This window comes from Capnocytophaga cynodegmi DSM 19736, from assembly GCF_000379185.1.
GTDB classification, from domain to species: Bacteria; Bacteroidota; Bacteroidia; order Flavobacteriales; family Flavobacteriaceae; genus Capnocytophaga; species Capnocytophaga cynodegmi.
On the sequence record NZ_KB900703.1, the window covers coordinates 74,253 to 95,708 of the forward strand.

The following is a 21,456-nucleotide window of genomic DNA, read 5'->3' on the forward strand; positions in this document are numbered from 1 at the left end:
TTACATACAACTTATTTTATTAACTCGATTGGTATGTCTTCCACCCTCAAAATCGGTATTTAAAAATGTTTTTACGATTTCAACAGCTTGTTCAATGGCGGTAAAACGTGCAGGAATACTTACCACATTGGCATCATTGTGCTGACGTGCTAACGCTGCAATTTCTTTTGTCCAACACAAAGCACATCGGATTTCTTTATATTTATTAGCTGTAATGGCGATTCCATTACCACTTCCGCAAATTACAATTCCTAAATCGGCTTTACCAGAAGTAACCGCTTGTGCTACTTTATGCCCAAAATCAGGATAATCAACACTATCAAAAGTATCTGTTCCAAAATTCAGAACCTCAATATTTTGACTTTCTAAATACGCTACAATGGCTTTTTTATAATCAGGACCTGCGTGGTCATTTCCTATGGCTATTTTCATTTTTGATTGTTTTTTGATTGGCAAAAATATGAAAAATCAGAAAGATAAAATACGAACAAAAAAAATTATTTTTGCTTACAATGCAACTCTTTTTACAATTCTATCGTCTATACAAAAAAAGAAAAAAACGAATGTTAATATCTGGAAAATATTTCAAAAAACAGATTTAAAAACGTTTACTTAACTTTTCCTTTTCATCTTGAATATGACTTTGGCAAGAAAAGTAGAGCTGAATATGGCGATTACTATTTTGAAAAAAATTCTATTTACATTGGCATAGGTGGATTTATTGGTACTCACCTAAAAACCAAGAATTTCTTCCAGAAAGGCGATGACAGAATTTTACAAGAATACAACTTTAATACCTCTAATTTTGTATACGGACTAAGCGGTTACATAGGCTACCACGAAGTTTCTTTGTATTTCAAATACGACTTAAATCCATTATTTAAAAACAATGATGAAAAACAACATATATTTTCCTTAGGTCTACAGTTGGGATATTAATTTTTATTTCATAACTTTGGGGAAAATACTTATTGAATATGAACTTAATAAGTCTAAAAATAACGAAGTTCTTTATAATTTTCTTTCTCTTATCGTCTTGCAAAAGCACCTACACTAAAATAGGCAGCGAAAACGCCAATTATATTCCTTACTTTTCAAAAATGTATGAAGCAGATAGCTTGTATTTAGCAGAAAATTATCAACGAAGTTATGAAATATTAGATAGCTTATTTAAGAAATATGAACCTATAAATTCAGAAGATGAATATTTTACATATGTCGCTTGTAAAATAATGCTCAATAAAAGTGAAAAAGAAGTCAAAAAAGATTTCGTATATATGTTAGAAAACTTTGGAAATCAAGATGATCATATAGAACGTTCAAATGAAAAAGTAAAAAATCTCATTGTAAAAATAGATACTTTTGGCATCGACACTAAAAAAGCTATAGAAAAATATAAAAAAAGCATTGATATTCCGTTACGAAATCTTGTTATTTCAATGAATCGAAAAGACCAAGAGCCAAGAGGAGAACATTCAGACTTTGAAAAGATGAAAATTGTTGATGAGGAAAATACAAAAATACTTGACAGTTTACTGAAAATCAATAAATATCCACATCAAAGAATTGTTGGGAAAGATGATAAAGATGGAGAGAATAGTGATATTGGGGGGATTATGATTCATACTTCTCAAGAGTATAAGGAAAATTTTTTGATGGAAAAAGCCTATGATTTGTTAAAAAAAGGAAAGATTACGCCTCACACTTATTCAACAGTTTATGACAGATATAGCCTTCACATCAGTGATGATGAATACTATTTCACAAAACATAGAAATGCAAGTCCAGAAGAAAAGAAATTAAAAAATGAACGAAGAAAAACTATCGGCTTATATAGTTTAGATTATATTTCTTGGAAATATAAAAAAAGTATAATTACGAATTTTAATTGTTTAAACATACTAATAGAAAAATAGCGGGATTTTTAGACAAATCTCGCTATTTTTGTTATTTCTGCTAAAATTCATTTATTTAATAAAAAACTGCCATAGTGTTCACAACCACAGCAGTTCATTATATTACTTTTCTTCCAAACGTACCTCAAAATCACTCAAAACGTTCATATAGTTGATAAACGCCTCATACGGAGAATCATATGGAGTGAAATACTTATGATAATCCGAAGTAGAGAAGAGTTTAGTCCGCATATGATAAAAGTGTTCACTCGCTTGTAATCGTCCGTAATCGTCGGACAATTCTGCGTTCTTTTTCTTCTTTACAATAGACTGAATCCTAAATAATTGGTTGAACGCCTCTTTCTGTAATTCATTTCCAAGCCACGAAGTAATGTCACGTTCTTCGTCTGTCCACGAAATAGGGAAAGGAACGGGCAAAACATCTTTCGCGCTGTGTTTTTTAACAACTTCTTTCGGAAGAAGAAACTGATACTCATCGTCTTCCATCATATTTTTTACAAAATACTCCAAAAAGTCGAAAATGCCACTTTCTTTGCGATTGTAATGACCGATAACATCGTAATTCATAAACAGATTAAGCACTTCGGTTTCTGCCAAACTATGTTTTACCCACGAAGCATATTTCTCGGAAGTAAGCGGATATTCGCCCCATTGTCTGTCAGAAAATCGAATGGCAATATCATCACTTAATTTGCTGTTTTTCAGTAGTAAATTTAGATTTTCATCCATCGGATTTTTATACACAAAGTTCGGACTTTTCCAACCCAAAACGTGTTTTGCTCCGTCGGTAAGCATCGTTTTGAAACCAAGTTTGGCTACTCGTTCTCCGATTTTGTCAGAATAAATCAAAGACGTATTTCGGAACGTTACGGGCTTCTTCCCAAAAAGACTTTTTACCACATTTACGTGGCGTTTTACTTGTTGTTCAAACTCGTCCGAATCCTCTGAAAGAGAAGCCAATGAATGCGAATAGGTTTCCGCCAGAAATTCCACATTACCAGTTTCAGCAAGTTCTTGAAACGAGCGAATAACCTCAGGAGTATGCATATTTAATTGGTCGATTGCCGAACCCGAAATCGAAAAGGCAACCTTGAATTTTCCGTTGTATTTTTTGATTAAATCCAACAGCAATGCGTTAGCAGGGAGGTAGCAATTTTCGGCAAGTTCTTCCAATTCAGAACGATTGGCGTAATTGTCAAAATAATTATGTTTCTTTCCTATATCAAAAAAATGATATTTTCTAAGTCGTTCGGGGTGATGTATTTGGAAATAAATACAGACTGATTTCTTCATATCGTTATGTGTTTTTATGTTGATATTTTTTGATTCTTTTTTATTTTCTGCCATTTTATCGTTTCTCTAATGTATTGATTGGTTGTTTTTTATCATTTCACGAGCTTTTCGTAAATGGTTTTGAGTTTCAAAGAGGCATTTTCCCATTTGAGCTGATTTACCTCATCATAGCCTTCGCGTGACATATATTCGGCAAGAGTAGGATAGGAGAGGATTCCGTGAATGGCATCTGCCAGGGCTTCAATATCCCAATAATCGACCTTGATGGCGTGGTCTAAAACCTCAGCCACACCCGATTGCTTCGAAATGATAGTAGGCACACCCGAACGCATCGCTTCCAAAGGTGAAATCCCGAAAGGCTCTGAAACCGAAGGCATTACATAAACATCACTATAACGGAACATTCGTTGTACTTCGCCACCTTTTAAGAAACCTGTAAAATGAAATTTCGTTCCGATACCCAGTTGTGCCACACGTCGCACCAACGGATTCATCTTCTCGCCACTTCCTGCCATTACAAAACGTACGTTGGGAGTTCGTTTGAGTACCTTAGCTGCGGCTTCAACGAAGTATTCCGGACCTTTTTGCAGGGTAATTCTTCCTAAGAAAGTTACGATTTTCTCCTTGACGCCTCGTTCTTCCTTTTCGGTAGTTTCAGCAGAAAAATCAACCGCATTATGCACCGTGATAACCTTTTCCGGATTAATGCCGTACTTCTCCACCACGATGTTACGCGTCCAATTACTCACTGTAACCACAACGTCAGCAGCTTCCATTCCGCGTTTTTCGATATCGTACACCAATGTATTACGGTTGTGTTCGCCACCTCGGTCGTACTCGGTAGCGTGTACGTGAACCACCAATGGTTTTCCTGATAGTTTTTTGGCAACAATTCCGGCACTGTACGTGAGCCAATCGTGAGCGTGGATAACATCAAATTGGTGATTTTTAGCCACCGTTCCGGCAACCAACGCATACCGATACACTTCCTCCATCAGATTGGCACCATATTTACCCGAAAATTGAAATTTATTTCTGAAAGAAATAGTTTCTTTGTTTTCACCCGTTTTCAGATAGGCTTCGCGTTCACGAGCAAAGGTTTCAGGATCTAAATACGGAACTAAATTCGAACCGATTTCCATAAAGTTGATGTTCTTCCAAAACTCCTCAATATTTTCCATATTTTGGAGCATTTCCACATCACTTGCGTTTATAATCTGTGCGACGGAACTATCCTCATCACCCCCTGCTTTTGGCATCACGAACAAAACATTTACGTTGTGCTTTGCTAATCCTTTGGCGATTCCATAACAGGCTGTGCCAAGCCCTCCACTGATGTGGGGCGGAAACTCCCAACCGAACATTAGTACTTTTACACTCATATCATTCTTACTTATTTGGCGTTTCTATTTAAAATTTTATTGATTTTTTTATTCTATTTCTTTGCTATTATCCTCCATTTCGTTTCTTTCAAAACTCTCGTTCGTATTCATCTTCTATCCGGATAAATAGCTCATAATAAACACAATTTTATTGTTATTTCGTTATTTTTCACTACTTATTCTGTTAATTATCTCTACAATTCGGTTTGCTTTTTCATCTTCATTTTTAGACTGATAAATCCAATCAATTAGTTTTCTTCTTTTTGTTTCAGAATAGCTCAAAAATGTTTCCCAAAGATGTTTTTCATCTTGTAAGCACATTTTGAGTTCGTTAACAATTTCTGACGGAACGTTATCTTCATACAACACTATATGCACATTATCACCTGCTTGTTTCTTTATCTTCTTTCTGATTTGAGCATTCAGTGGCAAAAACAAATTTCCATTTCCCATCGATTGCAAATTGTACTTTTCGATAGAATGTCCATCAATAGTACCGAAAACTCGTACCCAACCAAAAGGGGCGTTTTTGTTGAGTTTAATTTCAGGAATCCGAACGAACGTCCAACCGCCTTTGCCCTCAAATTTTTCAATACGATAGATTTTATCAGTTAATAATTTCATTTTTTAATAAACTCATCTTATTGAATATCAATATTTTTATAAAGACACACATTGCCTGTGATTCATTTCGAACATATTACAAAACAACTTCGTATTTGGTGTATTGCAGACGCCTCTACAATGTAATACCCGTTCTACAAAAGTAAATATCGTTTAAATTTTTGTTCAAATATCGTTTCCGAAAAATTATTTTGAAGATATTTATCCGTAAATTCCCAAATCAAATCCACCACATCTTCATCTTCTTTTATGATACCCTCGCCTTCATCTTCAAAAATTTCTCCCTGTGAATAAATATACTTTCGGTCGAGACGCCCATTGGTATATTTCTCAAAATAATAGGTATCCGAAACCTCCGAAACGATAAATAGTATGATTTCACCTTTGAAATTTGAAATATCAGGCTGAGCTTCCATATCCATAAAAATCAAAGCCCCTTTTTCGGTTTGTAATACATCAATGGTATTTTCATCACGAAAACTACTTGTAGCATCTTCAAAATCTACTTCATCAGAATACGCAATTTCGTTCTCTATAAGATGACAAATTTCTCGTTCATCAATTTTGCGATTGATTAGCAAACCAGCTATATTCCATCCCATTTTTTTGTAATTTTAAATTTTGTTTTTTCACTCGTTCTGTTAAGGCGAAAAATGTTTCGCCCCAACATTGGTCATTCATTTATTGTGGAAGCGTATTGAATACACCTTCACATTGATGTTTTTCGTAACTACGGAAGGGATATATCCCTTCCCTACATTGTGCGACCTTCATCGCCTATCGTTTATCCTCAAAACCAAACTCTCGCCAACGTTCTTGTGGTTCGCCCATTTTGATGTATTTTTTCAAAAAGGCATATACCTCTTCCGTTTCGGCAATATGTTTTTCTAACTCGGCAGTTTTTTCTTTGAGTTGGGCTTTGAGCTTTTCCTGTTCTACATTGACTTCCGCCGCTTTTTGGTAGGCAGTGTTTAGTTTGTCACGCATTTGAGCGGTAACACCCACAGGCAAATTTTCACCTCGTTCGGTGAGGGCTTTTACTAATAGTTGTGCCGATGTGATGATTTCGGCAAATGACCTTTTTCTCATCTTAATTTGTCTTTTATATTATAAAAATAGTTATTCTTGTTGATTTTTTAATAAAACAGATGTAGAATTAAAATCTTCTTTAGTAGAATTTTTATATTCTAATAAAGAATTAAATAATTCATCAGAATAATCATAATATTCATTAGTAGAAATATTTTCTTCATCAGAAGATTTTGTTTCTTCACGTGTAGAAGTATTTTCTTCTTATAAAGATAAAGATTCTACGTATTATCTGTTTTATTTTTTATTATTATCAATTGATATTTATACATTATCGGTTACATTTTATCGTAGAGGCGAAAAATATTTCACCCTTACATTTTACAACTCATAACTCATTGTCAGTTGTTTGGCTCGAAGGATTTCGGCTACATTTCGGGCTTTGGAAATGCAACCTCGCGAACGGAATGGCGGATTTCCATCATAAATTGCCGAAATGGTACTTACGCCGTGTCCGCTTAATTCTTCCTCGAAATCAGCTAAAATTGCTTCTGCATCAGGGATATAGGTTTTTCCGTAAATTTTTAAATGAGCTTCTATGTAAAATCCTATAAACCAAGGATGTACCGACCCGTTAAATGTAGCTCGGTCACGGTCGTACACATTGCCAATACTTACGCTTTCATAACTTTTATTTTTAGGCGATAACGAACGTAATCCTCTTGGAGTGAGCAATTCTTGTCTGACAATGTCCAAAACGCGTTTCTTACTTCGCTCATCAAGAGGAGAATACGCCAACGCACAAGGTATCAACTGATTGGGGCGAACATCACGATTTTGATGAGCATAATTCACATAATCTGCCAAGTATTTTTTGTCAGCAATCCAAAAGGTTTGATTGAAATTTTCAGCAATCATCGTAGGTAAATCGCTCCATTCTTTCAGAAAATCTTTATCCTTTGAGGCTTCTGCCAAAACAAGTGCATAACAAACAGCATTGTACCACAACGCATTAACTTCCACTACATAACCATTTCGCGGAACAATGGCTCCGCCATCAAATTGAGCATCGACCCACGTTAGCGGACGGCTAATATCTTCCGACCAAATCAGTCCGTTGTTATCCATTCGTATGGATTTATGCTGTCCATTTTTGTAAGTTTCCAAAATGGTTCGCATTACCTCGCCAAACTCTTTCCAAAGTTGTTTTGGCGTTTTTTTAGTGTATTTTTCATATTGCTGAATTGTCCAAAAAAACCAAAGTGATGTATCGGCATCGTATTGAGGTTCAGCTACGTGCGTACTTACTGTTTTTTCAAAAAGTCCATTGGAAAAATATTTTTTAACTGATGTAAGTACCTCATCGAACGTCTTTTGAGTGTTTTCTGCCAAAGCAATTCCCGGTAAAGCGATGAACGTATCGCGTGTGTTACTATTGTACCAATGATAACCTTCTTTCACGCGAATTTCTCCTGCTTTCTGAATTAGAAATTGCGTAGCAGAATAGTTAAGGCATTCCTCAAACGAGTTTCGTTCGCGACGCTGATTGATAAGTCGGGTGAATTTCTGTTTGAGTTGTTTGCTGTTGTTTTCCTCCGTACTTGCCGAAAATACGACGCTTTCGCCTTTTTTGATATTCAACTCGAAATAACCAAGCGTGAGTAAATCTTCCGTATAATCGTATCCGCGTTCTTTTTCTTTTTTATAAAATATATTACAATTCCAATTCGGTTGGTATTCAAAATCAGTATCTTGGCTTAATTGCAAATGCAAATACGGAAAATCAGGATAAAGTTTGGTTTTAATTCCGCCTTCAATTTTCTCAATATTTTTGTTTGCTAAATCATTGACTTTACTTAGTGAATGAATATCACGAAATGCCAATAACGGATTCAACCTCAACTTAGTAGGGGAGTGGGCTTCGAGCAAGGTGTAACGCACCAAAACCTGAGGTTCGTTATGCACCATCAGAATTTCTTTTTTGAGCGTTACGCCCCCCACCTGATAGATAACGGTAAAGGCTTTTTCGTAGGAAACATCCACGATATATTTATGTCCGCGAGGTTCGTACGTTTCGGGATATTGATGCACGGCAAAATTGAAATCGCGTCCGTGTTGAATGATGGTTTCATCAAGCGAAGACAACAAGATGTGATTCTGCCCTCTGAAATTTTCGAGTGGAACTACCAAAAGTCCGTGATATTTTCGTGTATTGCAAAAAACAAGGGTAGAAGAGCTGTATCCGCCCCCGCGATTGGTGCCAAGAAACTCTCTGTCAAGAGAATATTCCAAATTGATTAATTCTTTCTTTTTGAATGTTAAATAACTCATACTATTTTTATTTTATCAAGTATTAATAAAATGCTATGTTGAATTCTGTTTGGTGTTGTTTTTTATTTGAAATTATTCGTGTTATTGGTAGATTTATCATTTACAATTGTTTGCGACTTTTCACATACTGATTTTTCTTCCGCTCGTTGGATAATGATTTTTGCTTTTTCTCGAAATGTAATTTCACTTTCCAATAATGTTTCTCCTCCAATATCTTCTCCCATACTTACCCAAAAACCATTACAATTATAAAAATATCGTATGCCATATCCAAAATCATCAATGTATGCATCATTTACAATTCCGGCAATTTTATCCTGATACACAAATATTTTTTCTATATTAATATTCAATATTTCATCTCTTTTTGAGTCGTTAATTCCATCTTTGTCTAAAATCATTTTTTTCGTTTCAGAAATATATGCAGTCAAAGGAGTTTTTATATCACTTAAAGTTAATAAATCTTTTATTTTTTTATTAACTAACTGATTTGTATAAGAATTCTCAGGAATTGCATTAGGTCTAAGAACAATTTTTGAATTCATTTTGACTGACTTTACATCTCCTTTTTCAGAATATACGTGATAACAATTATGCATATCACTTTGACTAATAAAATCTACTGCCTTTCCATTTTTGAAAAGAATTCCTGCCAGTTCATCTGTGGCATATCCCGATTTGATTTTATTTTCCCTTATCATTTGATGATAGAGATTTTGCCTTTCTTTTTGTGAATAATGAGGACAATTACTATAAGGTAAAAAAGCCAATCCATCAACTATACTCAAATTAGTAGGACGCGAATCGCTAACTCCATTTTCAAACCAACAGATGGAACCTGCACTGCCTCCCGCCAAAATAATTCCTTTTTTCAACGCTTTTTTTAGTACATCATCAATTTGCTGAGCTTTCCAAATTCCAATCATATTCAGTGTGTTACCTCCACCTACAATGATAGCATCACAATTGAGTAAAATTTCTTCAAACGATTGATTTTTGTTGGAAGAACTAACCCATACATTCAGTACGATGGTTTCTATCTTTAATTTGTCACAAATATTTTTCCAATATTTAATGTTTTCTGAGTTATCAGCACTTGCAGTGGGTACATAACATATCTTAGGATTTTTTTTATTCGTTAACCCCATTATGTACTCGGTGAATTTCAAATTAATATCACCTCCCCAAATGAAAATAATCTCTTCTTTCTGTGTTTTATGTTGTGCCTTTAAACCATTTATAAAACCAAGAGAAAATATAACAAACAAATAAACTACTCGAAATCTCATCACTCTACAATTAAAAAACTACTCATTCATTTTCAAAATAATAGCTAACCTTGACGGAATATATAAACTGATTAAATTCTTCTCGTGCTTGTACTGTGTAAAATGCTCGACATTTTCATCGATACGATTTTGCCCTCCAAAGTTCGGATTGTCCGAATTTAAAACATAGGTGTATTTTCCTGCTTCTACCTCAAATTCATAATTATTAAACGACTCGGACGGATTGAAATTAAACACAAATAAAAATCCACCTCGCTCAAAAGCTAAAATCTGACGTTCGTTATCGCGAACCAAAACGTTAGGTATTTCTTCGAGTAAATTGTTCTTTTTCACAAAATGAATCATCGCCCTATCAAAATTATTCAAGTATTTGAATTTCAGGTTTTCATCATCAAGCAAACTCCACAAACGACGCGCGTGGTTGTAGCTCCAACCATTTCCTTCACGCGGAAAATCAATCCATTCAGGGTGTCCCCATTCGTTCCCCATAAATGCCAAATAGCCATTTCCTGCTGTGGCAATGGTTACCAAACGAATCATTTTATGCAAAGCGATGGCTCTGTCAATCACCAAATTTTGGTCGAAAACGCTCATTCCTGAATAAATTTCCTTATCCGCCAAACGGAAGAAAATCGTTTTGTCGCCTACTAAGGCTTGGTCGTGGCTTTCGGCGTAACTGATGGTTTTTTCTTCTAAACGTTTGTTAGTCAGCTCGTAATAGATGTCGCCCACGTGCCAATCTTCGTCTTTGTAATCTTCCAAAAGTTTAATCCAATAATCCGGAACGCCCATATGCATTTTATAATCGAAACCCATTCCGCCTCCTTCAATAGGAAACGCCAAACCCGGAATTCCGCTCATTTCTTCGGCAATGGTGATGGCTTTTGGATGTATTTCGTGAATAAGCTGATTTGCCAAAGTCAGATATGTTATCGCATCAATATCCTGATTTCCATCATAATACAAGGAATAATTAGTGAAGGCTTTTCCTAATCCGTGGTCAAGGTAAATCATACTTGTAACGCCATCAAATCGGAAGCCATCAAACTGAAATTCTTCCAACCAATATTTACAATTAGAAAGCAGAAAATTAAGCACTTGTGGTTTTCCGTAATCGAACAAACGCGAATCCCACTGCGGATGTTTCCCCCTTTCTCCCGAGTGGAAATACAGATAATCCGTGCCATCAAAATAGCCCAATCCTTCGGCTTCGTTGCTAACCGAATGCGAATGCACAATATCCAAAATGACTTTAATTCCTAATCCGTGAGCTGTGTCTATCAACTCTTTAAGCTCTTCAGGCGTTCCAAAACGAGAACTCACAGCGAAGAAATTTGCTACCTGATAGCCGAACGAACCATAATACGGATGTTCCTGAATTGCCATAAGTTGAATGGTATTGTAGCCCAAAGAAGCAATTCGAGGCAACACGAACAGACGGAATTCGGTAAAAGAAGTCACTTTTCTTTGTTCGGAGCTCATACCAATATGAGCTTCATAAATTAGAGGAGAATTCGTTTGGGAAGGTCGAACATTTTTCCATTGATAGGGCTTTTCAGGCTGCCAAACTTGGGCGGTAAAAACTTTCGTATATTCGTCCTGAACTACTCTTTTTGCGTGTGAAGGAAGTCTTTCTGCTCCACCGCCTTGCCATTCTACGTACAATTTGTACAAATTGCCGTGCGAAAGTTCCAATTTTGGCAAACGAATTTCCCAATTTTCGTGGTCTATTTTTGTAAAAGCATATTTTTCAGTTGGTTGCCAATCGTTTTTGTCAAAAAGTAGATATATTTTTGTTGCATTCGGAGCCCATTCTCTTAAAATCCATTCATTTTCCGTAAAATGCAATCCGTAAAACAAGTGAGAATTTATATTATCAGACAGACGGGCACAATTTCCTCGCATTGTTTTCTGAGTTTGCAGGAAATGATTGTATCTTTTCTGAATTTCACTTTCAAAAGGTTTTAATAAAGGGTCATTTTTTAGAATGGAAAGCATACGCACAAGTACCGACACGAGTAAGCAATTCCAATTTTTCAGTAAAAATGTATCAATTCTAAACTAAGAAATATAAAAAATAGTTGATTTTATCAATTATAATTCATCATTCTTCAAAATCGAAAAGACCTACAAATATCATTAATTAGCTGGTTAATATTATTTTACAAAAATCTATTCATAGAAAAAATTAAGTTAATTTTAACTTTGTTTTTCGTGGTTAAAGTTACTATTTTTTTTCGAGAAAATCACCAACTATTACCAAATTATTTTTCTTTCATTTTTTCATAAAAAAGAAAATTAGCAAATACAGCTTGGTATAATTTCATAACTTGCAATCTTCCAATAAAATGAAACAAAATTTGTGTATAAAGATAGTATTTGATGAGATTTCAACACCCTTGTAAATAACTTTTATTAACTTATTGAAAACAAATTACATCGGAAAATGTTAAATTGTGAATAACTTTTTAAGTAAAAAACAACTATAAAACTTGCAATTTTTACAGATTTGTACATACAACCTACTTAACCAAAAAAACAAATTTATTTGTAGAAAAAATATGCATACTTTTTCTGTAGTTATCAACAATTCTTGAGTCTGAAACTTATCAAAAAAAGTTGTTCATTTCAAAAATGAGTTATTAACAATAATATATAAATAGCTGATTTTAAATATAATTAAATAAATAAAAGTTGTTAATAACTATTTATAAACTACTAATACTCGAAAAAGCAAATATTAGATATTTTATTTTTTCATCATTTCAACAGGATAATAATAATAACCCATTTTTTATTAAAAAAAATATTTTTTTATTCTTTAAATTGAATTGTTGAAAAACATCAAAAAAATAAAATTTAGAATATGTTAAAGATAATTTCAAAATTGTAGTTTCTATTTTTATTTTTATCTTTGGAATCAATTCTGTTTGAAATACAGAACGTAATTTTAAAGAGCAAAATTATTAATTATTTATGTCTAAACAAAAAAAGAAAACAGCTAAAGCTAAAAAACACGACCTTACCAAAGGCATCTTTTCTGTATTGGAAACCAATCAGAATGAGAGTTTTAACTACAAACAAATTGCAGCAAAATTGAACATTACCGATGCCTCCGGACGTAATCTACTCATAAAAAGATTAGTACAACTCAAAGAAAAAAAGAAAGTCCTTGAAGTTGAACGCGGAAAATACAAAGCTATTCCAAGTCAGAATTATTATACAGGAATAGTGGATATTACCTCTCGTGGAAATGCCTATGTTGTTGTAGATGAGTTAGAAACAGATGTGTTTGTTCCTTCTAATATGCTCAACAAAGCCCTTCACGGAGATTTGGTGGAAGTTTATATTTTCCCTCGATTCCGAAAAGGAAATAAATTAGAAGGCGAGGTTACAAAAATTATTGAGCGTAAAAAAATGCGTTTTGTGGGCGTGGTGCAAATGCAGAAAAATTTTGCTTTCGTCTTGCCAACTGACCACCGAATGTACACTGATATTTTCGTATCGAAAAATGACATTAACGGAGCTGAAAACGACGATAAAGTCATCGTTCGTATCGAAAAATGGGAAGGAAAATCCAATTCGCCTTTCGGAGTGATTGAGCAAATTCTTGGAAAACCCGGTGAACAATCTACCGAAATGCATTCCATTTTGGCAGAATATGGTTTGCCTTACGAGTTTCCGCACGAAGTGGAAGCCTTTGCAAAACAATTGGATACCTCAATCACCGCTGAGGAAATTGCCAAACGCCGTGATATGCGTAACGTGCTGACTTTCACTATCGACCCGAAAGATGCCAAAGATTTTGACGATGCACTTTCGTTCCAAATTTTGGAAAACGGAAATTACGAAATTGGCGTACACATTGCCGACGTGTCGCATTATGTCCAAGAAGGAACTATTTTAGATGAAGAAGCCTACAATCGAGCCACTTCCGTGTATTTGGTGGATAGGGTAGTGCCAATGCTTCCTGAAGTGCTTTCTAATTTTGCGTGTTCGTTGCGTCCGAATGAAGAAAAGTACACATTTTCAGCGGTTTTTGAGATGAACAAAAAGGCGGAAATTTTAAATACGTGGTTTGGACGAACCGTAACGCTTTCTGACCATCGTTTTGCGTATGAGGAAGCTCAAGAAATCATCGAAAATTTTGCAGGAGTAGGAGAGAAGCAAGAAAAAGTAGAAATATCTGATTTTCAAATGCCTTCTGAAATTTCAATTCGTAAAGAAGGAAGTTATTCTGTTCCAAAAGATGTAGTTCAAGCCATTTTACTTATGGACGATTTGGCTAAAAAACTGCGTACCAAACGAATGCGATTAGGAGCGATTTCTTTTGACAAAATTGAAGTAAAATTCCATTTAGATGAAAACGATAATCCAACGCACGTATATTTCAAAGAAAGTAAAGATGCTAACAAACTCATTGAAGAATTTATGCTTTTGGCAAACAGAAAAGTAGCCGAATTCATAGCTAAGCAGAAGAAAACTTTTGTGTATCGTGTTCACGATGAGCCTGATGACGAAAAATTGATGCAGCTCAACGGTGTGATTTCTCGTTTTGGTTATGGCATCAATATGAAGGATAGGAAAAGTATTACGCATTCGTTAAATTCTCTTTTGGAAGAAGTAAAAGGTAAGAAAGAACAGAATTTGGTGGATACACTTGCCATTCGTTCTATGGCAAAAGCCTCATATTCAACGGAAAATATTGGTCATTATGGTTTGGCTTTTGATTTTTATACGCATTTTACTTCGCCTATTCGTCGTTATCCTGATGTGATGGTACATCGATTATTGCAGAAATATTTGGATAATCAACCTTCTGAAAAACAAGAAGTTTATGAAACGAAATGCAAACATTCTTCACAGATGGAAAATTTGGCTTCGTCTGCCGAGCGTGATTCTATCAAATATATGCAAGTGAAATTTATGGAAAATCATAAAAATCAGCATTTCAGAGGAGTCATTTCAGGAGTTACTGAGTGGGGTATTTATGTTGAAATTGTGGAAAATAAATGTGAAGGTTTAGTCAGAGCTCGAGATATTAAAGACGATTATTATATTTTCGATGAGAAGCAATACGCTTTGGTTGGAGAAGTTACTAAAAATATGTATCAACTTGGTGATGAAGTAGTTGTTCGCGTAAAAAATACGGACTTACTCAAAAAACAATTGGATTTTGAGTTGGTGGGAACAAATTAGAAAAATTGATTAATAGAAATTGCGAGATTATCGCAAAATTTCGCAATTTTTAGTATTTTCACATTAATTAAAGTTGTATTATTATGAAAACGATTGTATTACATTCTACTAAAAGTCCTATGTTTCGGTATAGAGACGGAAAAATTTTTATTGATGGAAGTTCTTATCAGAACTATTATGGTAACGAACGCAAAGTTTTTCAGGTTCCTGACCAATCAAAAACAATTTCTGTTACCATTGGTAGATTTACATCTAATGAATTTGACATTAGTAAGTTACAGGAATATAATATTAATGTTTTCAGTAAGATAAGTAATTTTTGGTTGTTTTTATCTTATCTGATTTATCTTTTAGTAATGTTTTCGTTATTTTTTGATTTACCAAAAATTTATCGTTATGTAGGAATTTTAGTACTTATCCCAACAATTTTTGTCCTTTTTATTGAATTTTTCAAACGAAAAGGCCTTGTTGTTTTAAAATCAAAAGAATAATTTATATTATGAACGATTTAGTGACTATTAACCAAATTCCTGATTATGAAAAAATACCATTAACCAATCTGCATTCTGACTATAAAAAAATAGCTCAAATGAATGCTCTTATTGCTTTAGGAATTGGATTTGTACTTCTGTTAGTAATTTTTTTTGTTTTTGATGCAGTTGAAAAATATTGTGCTATTGTTGGTCTTTTTCTAATTTTTGTATTTATAACTTTATATATTTCAATAAGTTATAGATATAAAAAATATGCTTTTCGTCAGCACGATGCTGTTTATAAATCTGGTATTGTTTTTCAGGTAACACAGATAGTTCCTTATATTCGTTTACAGCATATTACTATCAAGCAGGGTTGGTATGCTAAACGTTTGGGAATGGCTACTTTGTGTTTGTACACGGCTTCTTCCAATGGTGATATTTCTATCCCTGGATTGTCTTTACAGGAAGCCGAACGCTGGAAGAGTTTTTTGTTAAATCGTATTGAAACTACTGAAAATGAGTATGATGAATTATGATTTTTCAATTCCGAATAAACTTTCAAAAAAGGCATTTTGGTTAGTTTTAGCGAAATCTTTTTGGAGTAATTTTAAAATCTTTTGGGGTGTTTTTGCCTTATTTCTTTTCAAAAAAGTGAATAATTCTGATGATAAATTTCAATTTTTCTTAATTTTTTTAGGTATATTTTTAGCAATCAGTGTTTTTATCTTCATTTTTCAATATATAAAATATAAATATTTTTCATATCAAATTATTGGAGATGAATTGATTATCCGTGAAGGTTGGTTGAACAAATCGGAAACGGTGGTTAAATTTGATAAAATTCACGAAGTACATTTAAATCAGAAGTTTATACATAAAATTGTAAGACTTTATAAAGTGGGTATCGACACGGCAGGAAGTGATAAAGTGGAAATATCAATTAATGGTATAGATTATCATAAGGCTTTGGTTATCAAGGATATTTTGACAGAAAAGCAAATTCTTTCCGAAATTAGAAAAGATAGAATTACTGATGAAAATTTGGAAGCAAATGACAATTTTACTTCACTGAGAATAAGTATTTTAACTTTATTCAAGATTGGAATTACTCAAAATTATTTATACACATTGTCGTTAATGTTTGCTTTTTCATATCAGATAATTGACTTTATTACTGATATATTTTACGAAAAACGTTCCTATTTTGTCAATCAGATATCTGAATTTTCAAATACAGTTTCAACCATATTTTTCTGGATTTTTTTCTTGTTCATTTTAATACTTTTTGTTATTGGTTTTAATTTAATTCGCACATTATTAACGTATTATAGTTATGAAATACAAATTAAAAATAATAGATTATTAGCTTCCTACGGATTTATAAATTCGCACATTGTGGCAGTTCCACCGAAAAAAGTGCAGATGATTCATTTTCAGCAGAATTATTTTCAAAAGTTGATGAATTTGTTTGAGGTACGAATTTCACAAATTGATTCTTCTAAAAACGAAGAGAAAAAGCGACAAGGTTTATTAATTCCTGGTATCAATGCTTTGGAAATGAGAAAATTATTTCGATTTATATACGATAAGGATTTTCAAGAAGTAAAAGAATTTTATCGTCCGAGTTTTCGGAAAGTTATTATTAGGGCAATGTATTTGTTTTTTGCTCTTTTGATGATTATTATATCGATGTATTTTATTGATTTATTGCAGTTTGTGTGGATTCCGATATTTTTGTTTTTTGTTGTTTTGTTGCTAATTTATATTTCATACAGAAATGAAAAACTTTTCCTGAAAGATGATTTTATTGTACTAAAAAGTGGTATTTGGGATTTGACAACCACCTATTTACAAGTAGATAAAATTCAGGAAGTAAAAATAAAGCAATCTTATTTTCAAAAACGTAGAAGTCTGGCTTCTATCAAGTTATCTACATTTTCCGAGAGTTTACGATTGAACTTTTACGATGAAAAATTACTTAAAAATTTGGTGAATGAATCTGTCTATAAAATTGAGTTTCTTTGTAAATAATTAAAATAGAATAGGGAAGAGGTCAAAAACTTCTTCCTTATTTTTTTGATTTTTTTCCTTTTTTCTTTATTTTTGTTAGCTCATTAACTGAAAATAGTTATATTTCTGGATTTCAGATGTATAATTTCAATTTTTTCAAAAGGAATAAAAATGTTTGCAGATATATTACTTGCTTTGCCTTTAGGAGTTTTGTTAGCTTTTACTATTGGTCCTGTTTTTTTTGTTTTGCTGGAAACGGCTATAACTAAGGGATTTAGAGCTGCGGTGGCTTTTGATGGAGGCGTGGTTTTGGCAGATGTTGTTTTTATTTTAATAGTTTATTTTACAACCAGTAGCATACTTCAGCGAGTGAAAGATGACCCACTTTTATTCATTGTTGGTGGGCTGATTATGATTTCATACGGAATTATTTCTTTCATAAAACTTAAAAAAGATTTTAATAAAAAGATTGATATTCAAGAAGATGAAAATCAATGCCAAAAAACGAATTATTTAGCACTTTTTTTTAAAGGATTTCTGTTGAACTTTATAAATATTGGAGTTTTAGGTTTTTGGTTAGGAATCATCATTGTTTTTGCTCCGAGGTTGGATATGGATACAAACAGAATTATTGTTTTCTTTTCTTCAATTGTGATTATTTATTTTTTGGTTGATGTAATAAAAATATTGATAGCTAAGCAATTAAAAAATAAACTTACTGCTTTTCATATTTATAAAATAAAACGAACGATAAGCATTATCCTTCTAATTTTTGGCATATTTTTGTTGGCACAAGGCATTTTTCCTGAAGGAAAAGAAAAATTAAATGAAATTTTTACTGAAAATCCTGAATTGAATTAGAATATAACCAATTTGGTTAAAAAGAAAATCCCAAAGATTTTATTCTTTGGGATTTTTTAAATTGTGTTATTTTTTGTAGTTTTCATTGAGGTGTTTAACTACTTCGTTTGTGATATCTTTTTTGTCATCTCCATACAGAACGCTTCCTCCGTCATTAGCTCCCAAAATGAAAGTATATCCTTTTTGTTTGCCATATTCTTTCACTGATTTTTTTACTTTATTGAGTAAAGAATCCATTTGACTTTGGCTTTCCATTTGAATTTTTTGCTCTTCTTGTTGTAGATGTTGTTGCAAAATTTGACTTTTTTGCATTAATTCATTGTATTTTTTTTGAGCTATGTTTTGTGATAAATTTCTTGCTTCTGCATCAAATGCTTTAGCTTCTGCCTGAAATGCTTGAGAAATACTATCACGTTTTTTTTCGTATTTGCTGATTTGTTCTTTAAGTTTACTTTCAATATCTTTTTTTTCCTGATATTCATTAAGTAGTTTGCTGTTATCAACAAATGCAATTTTATTTTGTTGGCACGATACCAACCCGAAAAGGACAAAACCTCCAACGATAATTTTTTTCATTTTTATAAATCTGTTAAGTACCAAGGGCAAAAGTAATAAAGTTTTATTTCAAAATCAAAAAGTGGAATATCTTTATTTATTTTGAATTATTAGATTTTTTTATTCTTTCGTTTGCAATTATAAAAATAGTTTATAAAAATCGACCTTCAGAAATGGCTTAAATTTTTATTTTTAAAAATTTTCCGTATAAAGTTATATTTCTACTCGAGATAATTAAAAAAATAGGCTTAAAAATCATTTTTTACTTTTTGGAGGATGTAAATATGTGATGAAAACTCTTTTTTTCGCATTCCATAGAGGTTTGAACGCGTTCCGTTGATAAATCCTTTAATGAAATTCTTTTTTCCAGTTTTGTATTGTTCTGAAAGTATTGACACGTAAAAAGCGTCGAAAAGCATCGGTTTGATTTCTAAAAGTTGAAATCCTTTTGGGATAAAAATTTTTTGAATGCTTGTTTTTGAAAAATGCCATAAATGACGGGGAACATCATACGCTGCCCAAAATTGTTTGTAATGCTGGGCATCCCACGATTTGTAATTGGGTACGGCTACAATCAAGATTCCGTCTTCTTTTAAGAGTGAATTTATTTTTTGGATTTGGTTTTCTAAGTCGGGAATGTGTTCCAGTACGTGCCAAAGGGTAATCACATCAAAGGATTTTTCTTTTAAATCATCGTAATTCTCAAGCAAACGGATTTGTTTTTTTTCGGCTAATTGTCTTGCTTTTTCATTAGGTTCAATACCTGTGGTTTCCCAATTCATTTGTTTTTTGCAACTCAAAACGAAATCACCAGTTCCTGCACCGATATCCAATAATTGAATTTTTTCTTTTTTGTACTTAGAAATGATGCGTATTTTACTTTTTAAATTGATGTTTTTTACCGCTTGATAAACCTTATCGAACAGCGTTTTTTTACTATCGGTGTGTGAAATATATACATCACTTTCGTAGTATTTGCTTAATTTTTTTGGTATGGGTTGTGTTTTTAAAAGTTCTAAGTTTGAATTGTAGATTAGTTCAAATTCTTCTTGTGAGATACTATAATCTTTTATTTTCATTATGAAATACAAAAATATATTAAGCAAATATACTATTTATTTGTAAAACAATTTATTTTCTGTTGTTTTTTATGTTATTATTTTGAAAATCAATTTATTAATTTAGTTTTTCATTATAAATATATGTTCCACGTGGAACATTATTAAATATTTATAGTGTTAAATAGTTTCTTTTAATAGATTAATTATAATTATCTTTATNATAATTATCTTTATTATATTAAACCGCTGATTATTTTTTTATTCTTATTAGTAATTGTTCCACGTGGAACTTTTTTATCTATAAAGAAAAATTTTGTAATTTTAGTTTTGAAGTATTTTTTAGTATTTCTGTTTTTTATAGATGTTCCACGTGGAACGCTTATCTGAGAAAATTAAATAGTTTTCTTTCTTTTAAGTAATTCAGATTTGTTTCGTTTTTGTAGGCTTCTCTTTTAAAAATGATGTTTTTGTATGCAATTTCCCATTTTTTGTATTTGAAAAGTTTTACCATAAAATCAATTGCGTACCAAATATAAAATGGTAGAATTAGTAATTCTTTTTGTTGCTGCAAATGGATTCGCTCGTGATTCAGAAAATAGGGGTTTTTGAGAGTTTTTTTATCGGTTGCAAAAATAAAAGGAAATAGCGTTATTCCTGAATATCCTTTGGGAACTGAATAATGATTTGTAACAATTATCATTTTGTTGATTTTTTAAATTTGTAAATAAAATAATTTTTCTGATATTGATTAAAAAAAAGAATTTAAAAATTAGATTATTTTCTGAATAAAGGTAAGCTTAAATTTACTATTTTTGCACTTCAGTTTTTAAATAATTCTTTATTGTATGGTTTTATACACTAATTTTTTCGCTACGTACGGAAATCAAATTATTGCAACATTAATTGCTATTGTTGTATTTTTTATTGTTAGATTAGCCACTGATACTATCATTAAAAAATTTTCGAAGAAATCAAATTTCTCGGAAGCTCGTACAATTTTGGTAAAGCGTTATATCGATTATTTAATTTTTATATTATTTTCTGTAATGCTAATTTCTATTTGGGGAATTAAGCGTGAACAACTATTATTGTTCCTCTCTTCGGTGCTTACTGTAATTGGAGTTGCGTTTTTTGCACAATGGTCTATTTTGAGTAACATAACCGCAGGAATTATTGTGTTCTTTTCATTTCCTTTTCGAATAGGAGATAAAATAAAATTTGTAGATAAGGAATTTCCTGTTGAGGGAGAAATAATAGGAATAAAAGCTTTTTATACGTTGGTAAGAAATAGTGAAGGTGAAGAAATTTTATTGCCTAATAACTTGCTATTACAAAAAGGAATTGTAATACTTAATAGTAATTAATTGTAGAGTAGGAGAGAAGTAATTCTTTCAAGTTGATATAAAAAAATCCTTTGCTTTTTAGCAAAG

General features: G+C 32.4%; 19 protein-coding genes. 7 read left to right on the forward strand and 12 right to left on the reverse strand.

Annotated elements, in window-relative coordinates; genetic code table 11:
• Entirely contained in the window at positions 1–432 is a 432-nt protein-coding gene (rpiB, locus tag YW9_RS0100300) for a ribose 5-phosphate isomerase B (RefSeq protein WP_018278176.1), read from the reverse strand.
• Between the two features lie 545 nt (positions 433–977).
• On the opposite strand from rpiB, the gene YW9_RS0100310 reads away from it, so the two are divergent.
• The gene (locus YW9_RS0100310; RefSeq protein ID WP_155848685.1) at positions 978–1,916 is read left to right on the forward strand and encodes a hypothetical protein; all 939 of its coding nucleotides are present in this window, start codon (positions 978–980) and stop codon (positions 1,914–1,916) included.
• Between the two features lie 102 nt (positions 1,917–2,018).
• Here the strand turns inward: YW9_RS0100310 and YW9_RS0100315 are convergent, their stop codons facing one another.
• The 8 genes from YW9_RS0100315 to YW9_RS0100350 all read right to left on the reverse strand — a co-directional run bounded on the left by YW9_RS0100315 (position 2,019) and on the right by YW9_RS0100350 (position 11,862).
• The gene (locus YW9_RS0100315; RefSeq protein WP_026193688.1) at positions 2,019–3,209 is read right to left on the reverse strand and encodes a glycoside hydrolase family 57 protein; all 1,191 of its coding nucleotides are present in this window, start codon (positions 3,207–3,209) and stop codon (positions 2,019–2,021) included.
• A 92-nt stretch (positions 3,210–3,301) separates the two neighbouring features.
• Complete coding sequence (locus tag YW9_RS0100320) at positions 3,302–4,591, reverse strand: glycosyltransferase family 4 protein (RefSeq protein WP_018278180.1); 1,290 nt, start codon at positions 4,589–4,591, stop codon at positions 3,302–3,304.
• A 162-nt stretch (positions 4,592–4,753) separates the two neighbouring features.
• On the reverse strand, positions 4,754–5,215 hold the full coding sequence (locus tag YW9_RS0100325) for a YdeI/OmpD-associated family protein (RefSeq protein WP_018278181.1): 462 nt from the start codon (positions 5,213–5,215) through the stop codon (positions 4,754–4,756).
• 134 nt (positions 5,216–5,349) lie between these two features.
• Complete coding sequence (locus tag YW9_RS0100330) at positions 5,350–5,817, reverse strand: hypothetical protein (RefSeq protein ID WP_018278182.1); 468 nt, start codon at positions 5,815–5,817, stop codon at positions 5,350–5,352.
• Positions 5,818–5,992: 175 nt separating this feature from the next.
• Positions 5,993–6,304, reverse strand: a complete 312-nt coding sequence (locus YW9_RS0100335; RefSeq protein ID WP_013996524.1) for a hypothetical protein — start codon at positions 6,302–6,304, stop codon at positions 5,993–5,995.
• A gap of 321 nt (positions 6,305–6,625) precedes the next feature.
• Complete coding sequence (locus YW9_RS0100340) at positions 6,626–8,575, reverse strand: glycogen debranching enzyme N-terminal domain-containing protein (protein WP_018278183.1); 1,950 nt, start codon at positions 8,573–8,575, stop codon at positions 6,626–6,628.
• Positions 8,576–8,637: 62 nt separating this feature from the next.
• The gene (locus YW9_RS13215; RefSeq protein WP_018278184.1) at positions 8,638–9,864 is read right to left on the reverse strand and encodes a Type 1 glutamine amidotransferase-like domain-containing protein; all 1,227 of its coding nucleotides are present in this window, start codon (positions 9,862–9,864) and stop codon (positions 8,638–8,640) included.
• An 18-nt stretch (positions 9,865–9,882) separates the two neighbouring features.
• A complete protein-coding gene (locus tag YW9_RS0100350) occupies positions 9,883–11,862 on the reverse strand; it encodes an alpha amylase C-terminal domain-containing protein (RefSeq protein WP_018278185.1) in 1,980 nt (659 codons plus the stop codon).
• Between the two features lie 978 nt (positions 11,863–12,840).
• On the opposite strand from YW9_RS0100350, the gene rnr reads away from it, so the two are divergent.
• From rnr to YW9_RS0100375, 5 genes are all read left to right on the forward strand, one after another.
• Entirely contained in the window at positions 12,841–15,063 is a 2,223-nt protein-coding gene (rnr, locus tag YW9_RS0100355; protein WP_018278186.1) for a ribonuclease R, read from the forward strand.
• 83 nt (positions 15,064–15,146) lie between these two features.
• On the forward strand, positions 15,147–15,554 hold the full coding sequence (locus YW9_RS0100360; RefSeq protein WP_018278187.1) for a hypothetical protein: 408 nt from the start codon (positions 15,147–15,149) through the stop codon (positions 15,552–15,554).
• A gap of 8 nt (positions 15,555–15,562) precedes the next feature.
• Complete coding sequence (locus tag YW9_RS0100365) at positions 15,563–16,075, forward strand: PH domain-containing protein (RefSeq protein ID WP_018278188.1); 513 nt, start codon at positions 15,563–15,565, stop codon at positions 16,073–16,075.
• Positions 16,062–17,570: a PH domain-containing protein gene (locus tag YW9_RS0100370; protein ID WP_018278189.1), complete on the forward strand. Its 1,509-nt coding sequence runs from the start codon at positions 16,062–16,064 to the stop codon at positions 17,568–17,570. Before YW9_RS0100365 ends, YW9_RS0100370 begins: the two co-directional genes overlap by 14 nt.
• Positions 17,571–17,720: 150 nt before the next feature.
• The gene (locus YW9_RS0100375; RefSeq protein WP_018278190.1) at positions 17,721–18,410 is read left to right on the forward strand and encodes a LysE family translocator; all 690 of its coding nucleotides are present in this window, start codon (positions 17,721–17,723) and stop codon (positions 18,408–18,410) included.
• Positions 18,411–18,476: 66 nt separating this feature from the next.
• Here the strand turns inward: YW9_RS0100375 and YW9_RS0100380 are convergent, their stop codons facing one another.
• The 3 genes from YW9_RS0100380 to YW9_RS0100390 all read right to left on the reverse strand — a co-directional run bounded on the left by YW9_RS0100380 (position 18,477) and on the right by YW9_RS0100390 (position 20,726).
• Complete coding sequence (locus tag YW9_RS0100380) at positions 18,477–18,986, reverse strand: OmpH family outer membrane protein (protein WP_018278191.1); 510 nt, start codon at positions 18,984–18,986, stop codon at positions 18,477–18,479.
• 227 nt (positions 18,987–19,213) lie between these two features.
• Positions 19,214–20,044, reverse strand: coding sequence for a class I SAM-dependent methyltransferase (locus tag YW9_RS0100385; protein WP_018278192.1), 831 nt, complete (start codon positions 20,042–20,044; stop codon positions 19,214–19,216).
• A gap of 361 nt (positions 20,045–20,405) precedes the next feature.
• Positions 20,406–20,726 (reverse strand): hypothetical protein, encoded by a 321-nt coding sequence (locus YW9_RS0100390; protein ID WP_018278193.1) that lies wholly within the window; start codon positions 20,724–20,726, stop codon positions 20,406–20,408.
• Between the two features lie 145 nt (positions 20,727–20,871).
• Here YW9_RS0100390 and YW9_RS0100395 point away from each other — a divergent pair, with 145 nt between their 5' ends.
• Complete coding sequence (locus tag YW9_RS0100395; protein ID WP_018278194.1) at positions 20,872–21,390, forward strand: mechanosensitive ion channel domain-containing protein; 519 nt, start codon at positions 20,872–20,874, stop codon at positions 21,388–21,390.
• Positions 21,391–21,456 lie beyond the last annotated feature (66 nt).

Bases quoted from the DNA above. Each gene is read 5' to 3' on its own strand.
- YW9_RS0100310 (WP_155848685.1), top strand. From the start codon at position 978: ATGAACTTAATAAGTCTAAAAATAACGAAGTTCTTTATAATTTTCTTT.
- YW9_RS0100385 (WP_018278192.1), bottom strand. From the start codon at position 20,044: ATGAAAATAAAAGATTATAGTATCTCACAAGAAGAATTTGAACTAATC.
- YW9_RS0100375 (WP_018278190.1), top strand. From the start codon at position 17,721: ATGTTTGCAGATATATTACTTGCTTTGCCTTTAGGAGTTTTGTTAGCT.
- YW9_RS13215 (WP_018278184.1), bottom strand. From the start codon at position 9,864: ATGAGATTTCGAGTAGTTTATTTGTTTGTTATATTTTCTCTTGGTTTT.
- YW9_RS0100380 (WP_018278191.1), bottom strand. From the start codon at position 18,986: ATGAAAAAAATTATCGTTGGAGGTTTTGTCCTTTTCGGGTTGGTATCG.
- YW9_RS0100315 (WP_026193688.1), bottom strand. From the start codon at position 3,209: ATGAAGAAATCAGTCTGTATTTATTTCCAAATACATCACCCCGAACGA.
- YW9_RS0100360 (WP_018278187.1), top strand. From the start codon at position 15,147: ATGAAAACGATTGTATTACATTCTACTAAAAGTCCTATGTTTCGGTAT.
- YW9_RS0100340 (WP_018278183.1), bottom strand. From the start codon at position 8,575: ATGAGTTATTTAACATTCAAAAAGAAAGAATTAATCAATTTGGAATAT.
- YW9_RS0100370 (WP_018278189.1), top strand. From the start codon at position 16,062: ATGATGAATTATGATTTTTCAATTCCGAATAAACTTTCAAAAAAGGCA.
- YW9_RS0100325 (WP_018278181.1), bottom strand. From the start codon at position 5,215: ATGAAATTATTAACTGATAAAATCTATCGTATTGAAAAATTTGAGGGC.
- YW9_RS0100390 (WP_018278193.1), bottom strand. From the start codon at position 20,726: ATGATAATTGTTACAAATCATTATTCAGTTCCCAAAGGATATTCAGGA.
- YW9_RS0100365 (WP_018278188.1), top strand. From the start codon at position 15,563: ATGAACGATTTAGTGACTATTAACCAAATTCCTGATTATGAAAAAATA.
- YW9_RS0100330 (WP_018278182.1), bottom strand. From the start codon at position 5,817: ATGGGATGGAATATAGCTGGTTTGCTAATCAATCGCAAAATTGATGAA.
- YW9_RS0100350 (WP_018278185.1), bottom strand. From the start codon at position 11,862: ATGCTTTCCATTCTAAAAAATGACCCTTTATTAAAACCTTTTGAAAGT.
- YW9_RS0100335 (WP_013996524.1), bottom strand. From the start codon at position 6,304: ATGAGAAAAAGGTCATTTGCCGAAATCATCACATCGGCACAACTATTA.
- rpiB (WP_018278176.1), bottom strand. From the start codon at position 432: ATGAAAATAGCCATAGGAAATGACCACGCAGGTCCTGATTATAAAAAA.
- YW9_RS0100320 (WP_018278180.1), bottom strand. From the start codon at position 4,591: ATGAGTGTAAAAGTACTAATGTTCGGTTGGGAGTTTCCGCCCCACATC.
- rnr (WP_018278186.1), top strand. From the start codon at position 12,841: ATGTCTAAACAAAAAAAGAAAACAGCTAAAGCTAAAAAACACGACCTT.
- YW9_RS0100395 (WP_018278194.1), top strand. From the start codon at position 20,872: ATGGTTTTATACACTAATTTTTTCGCTACGTACGGAAATCAAATTATT.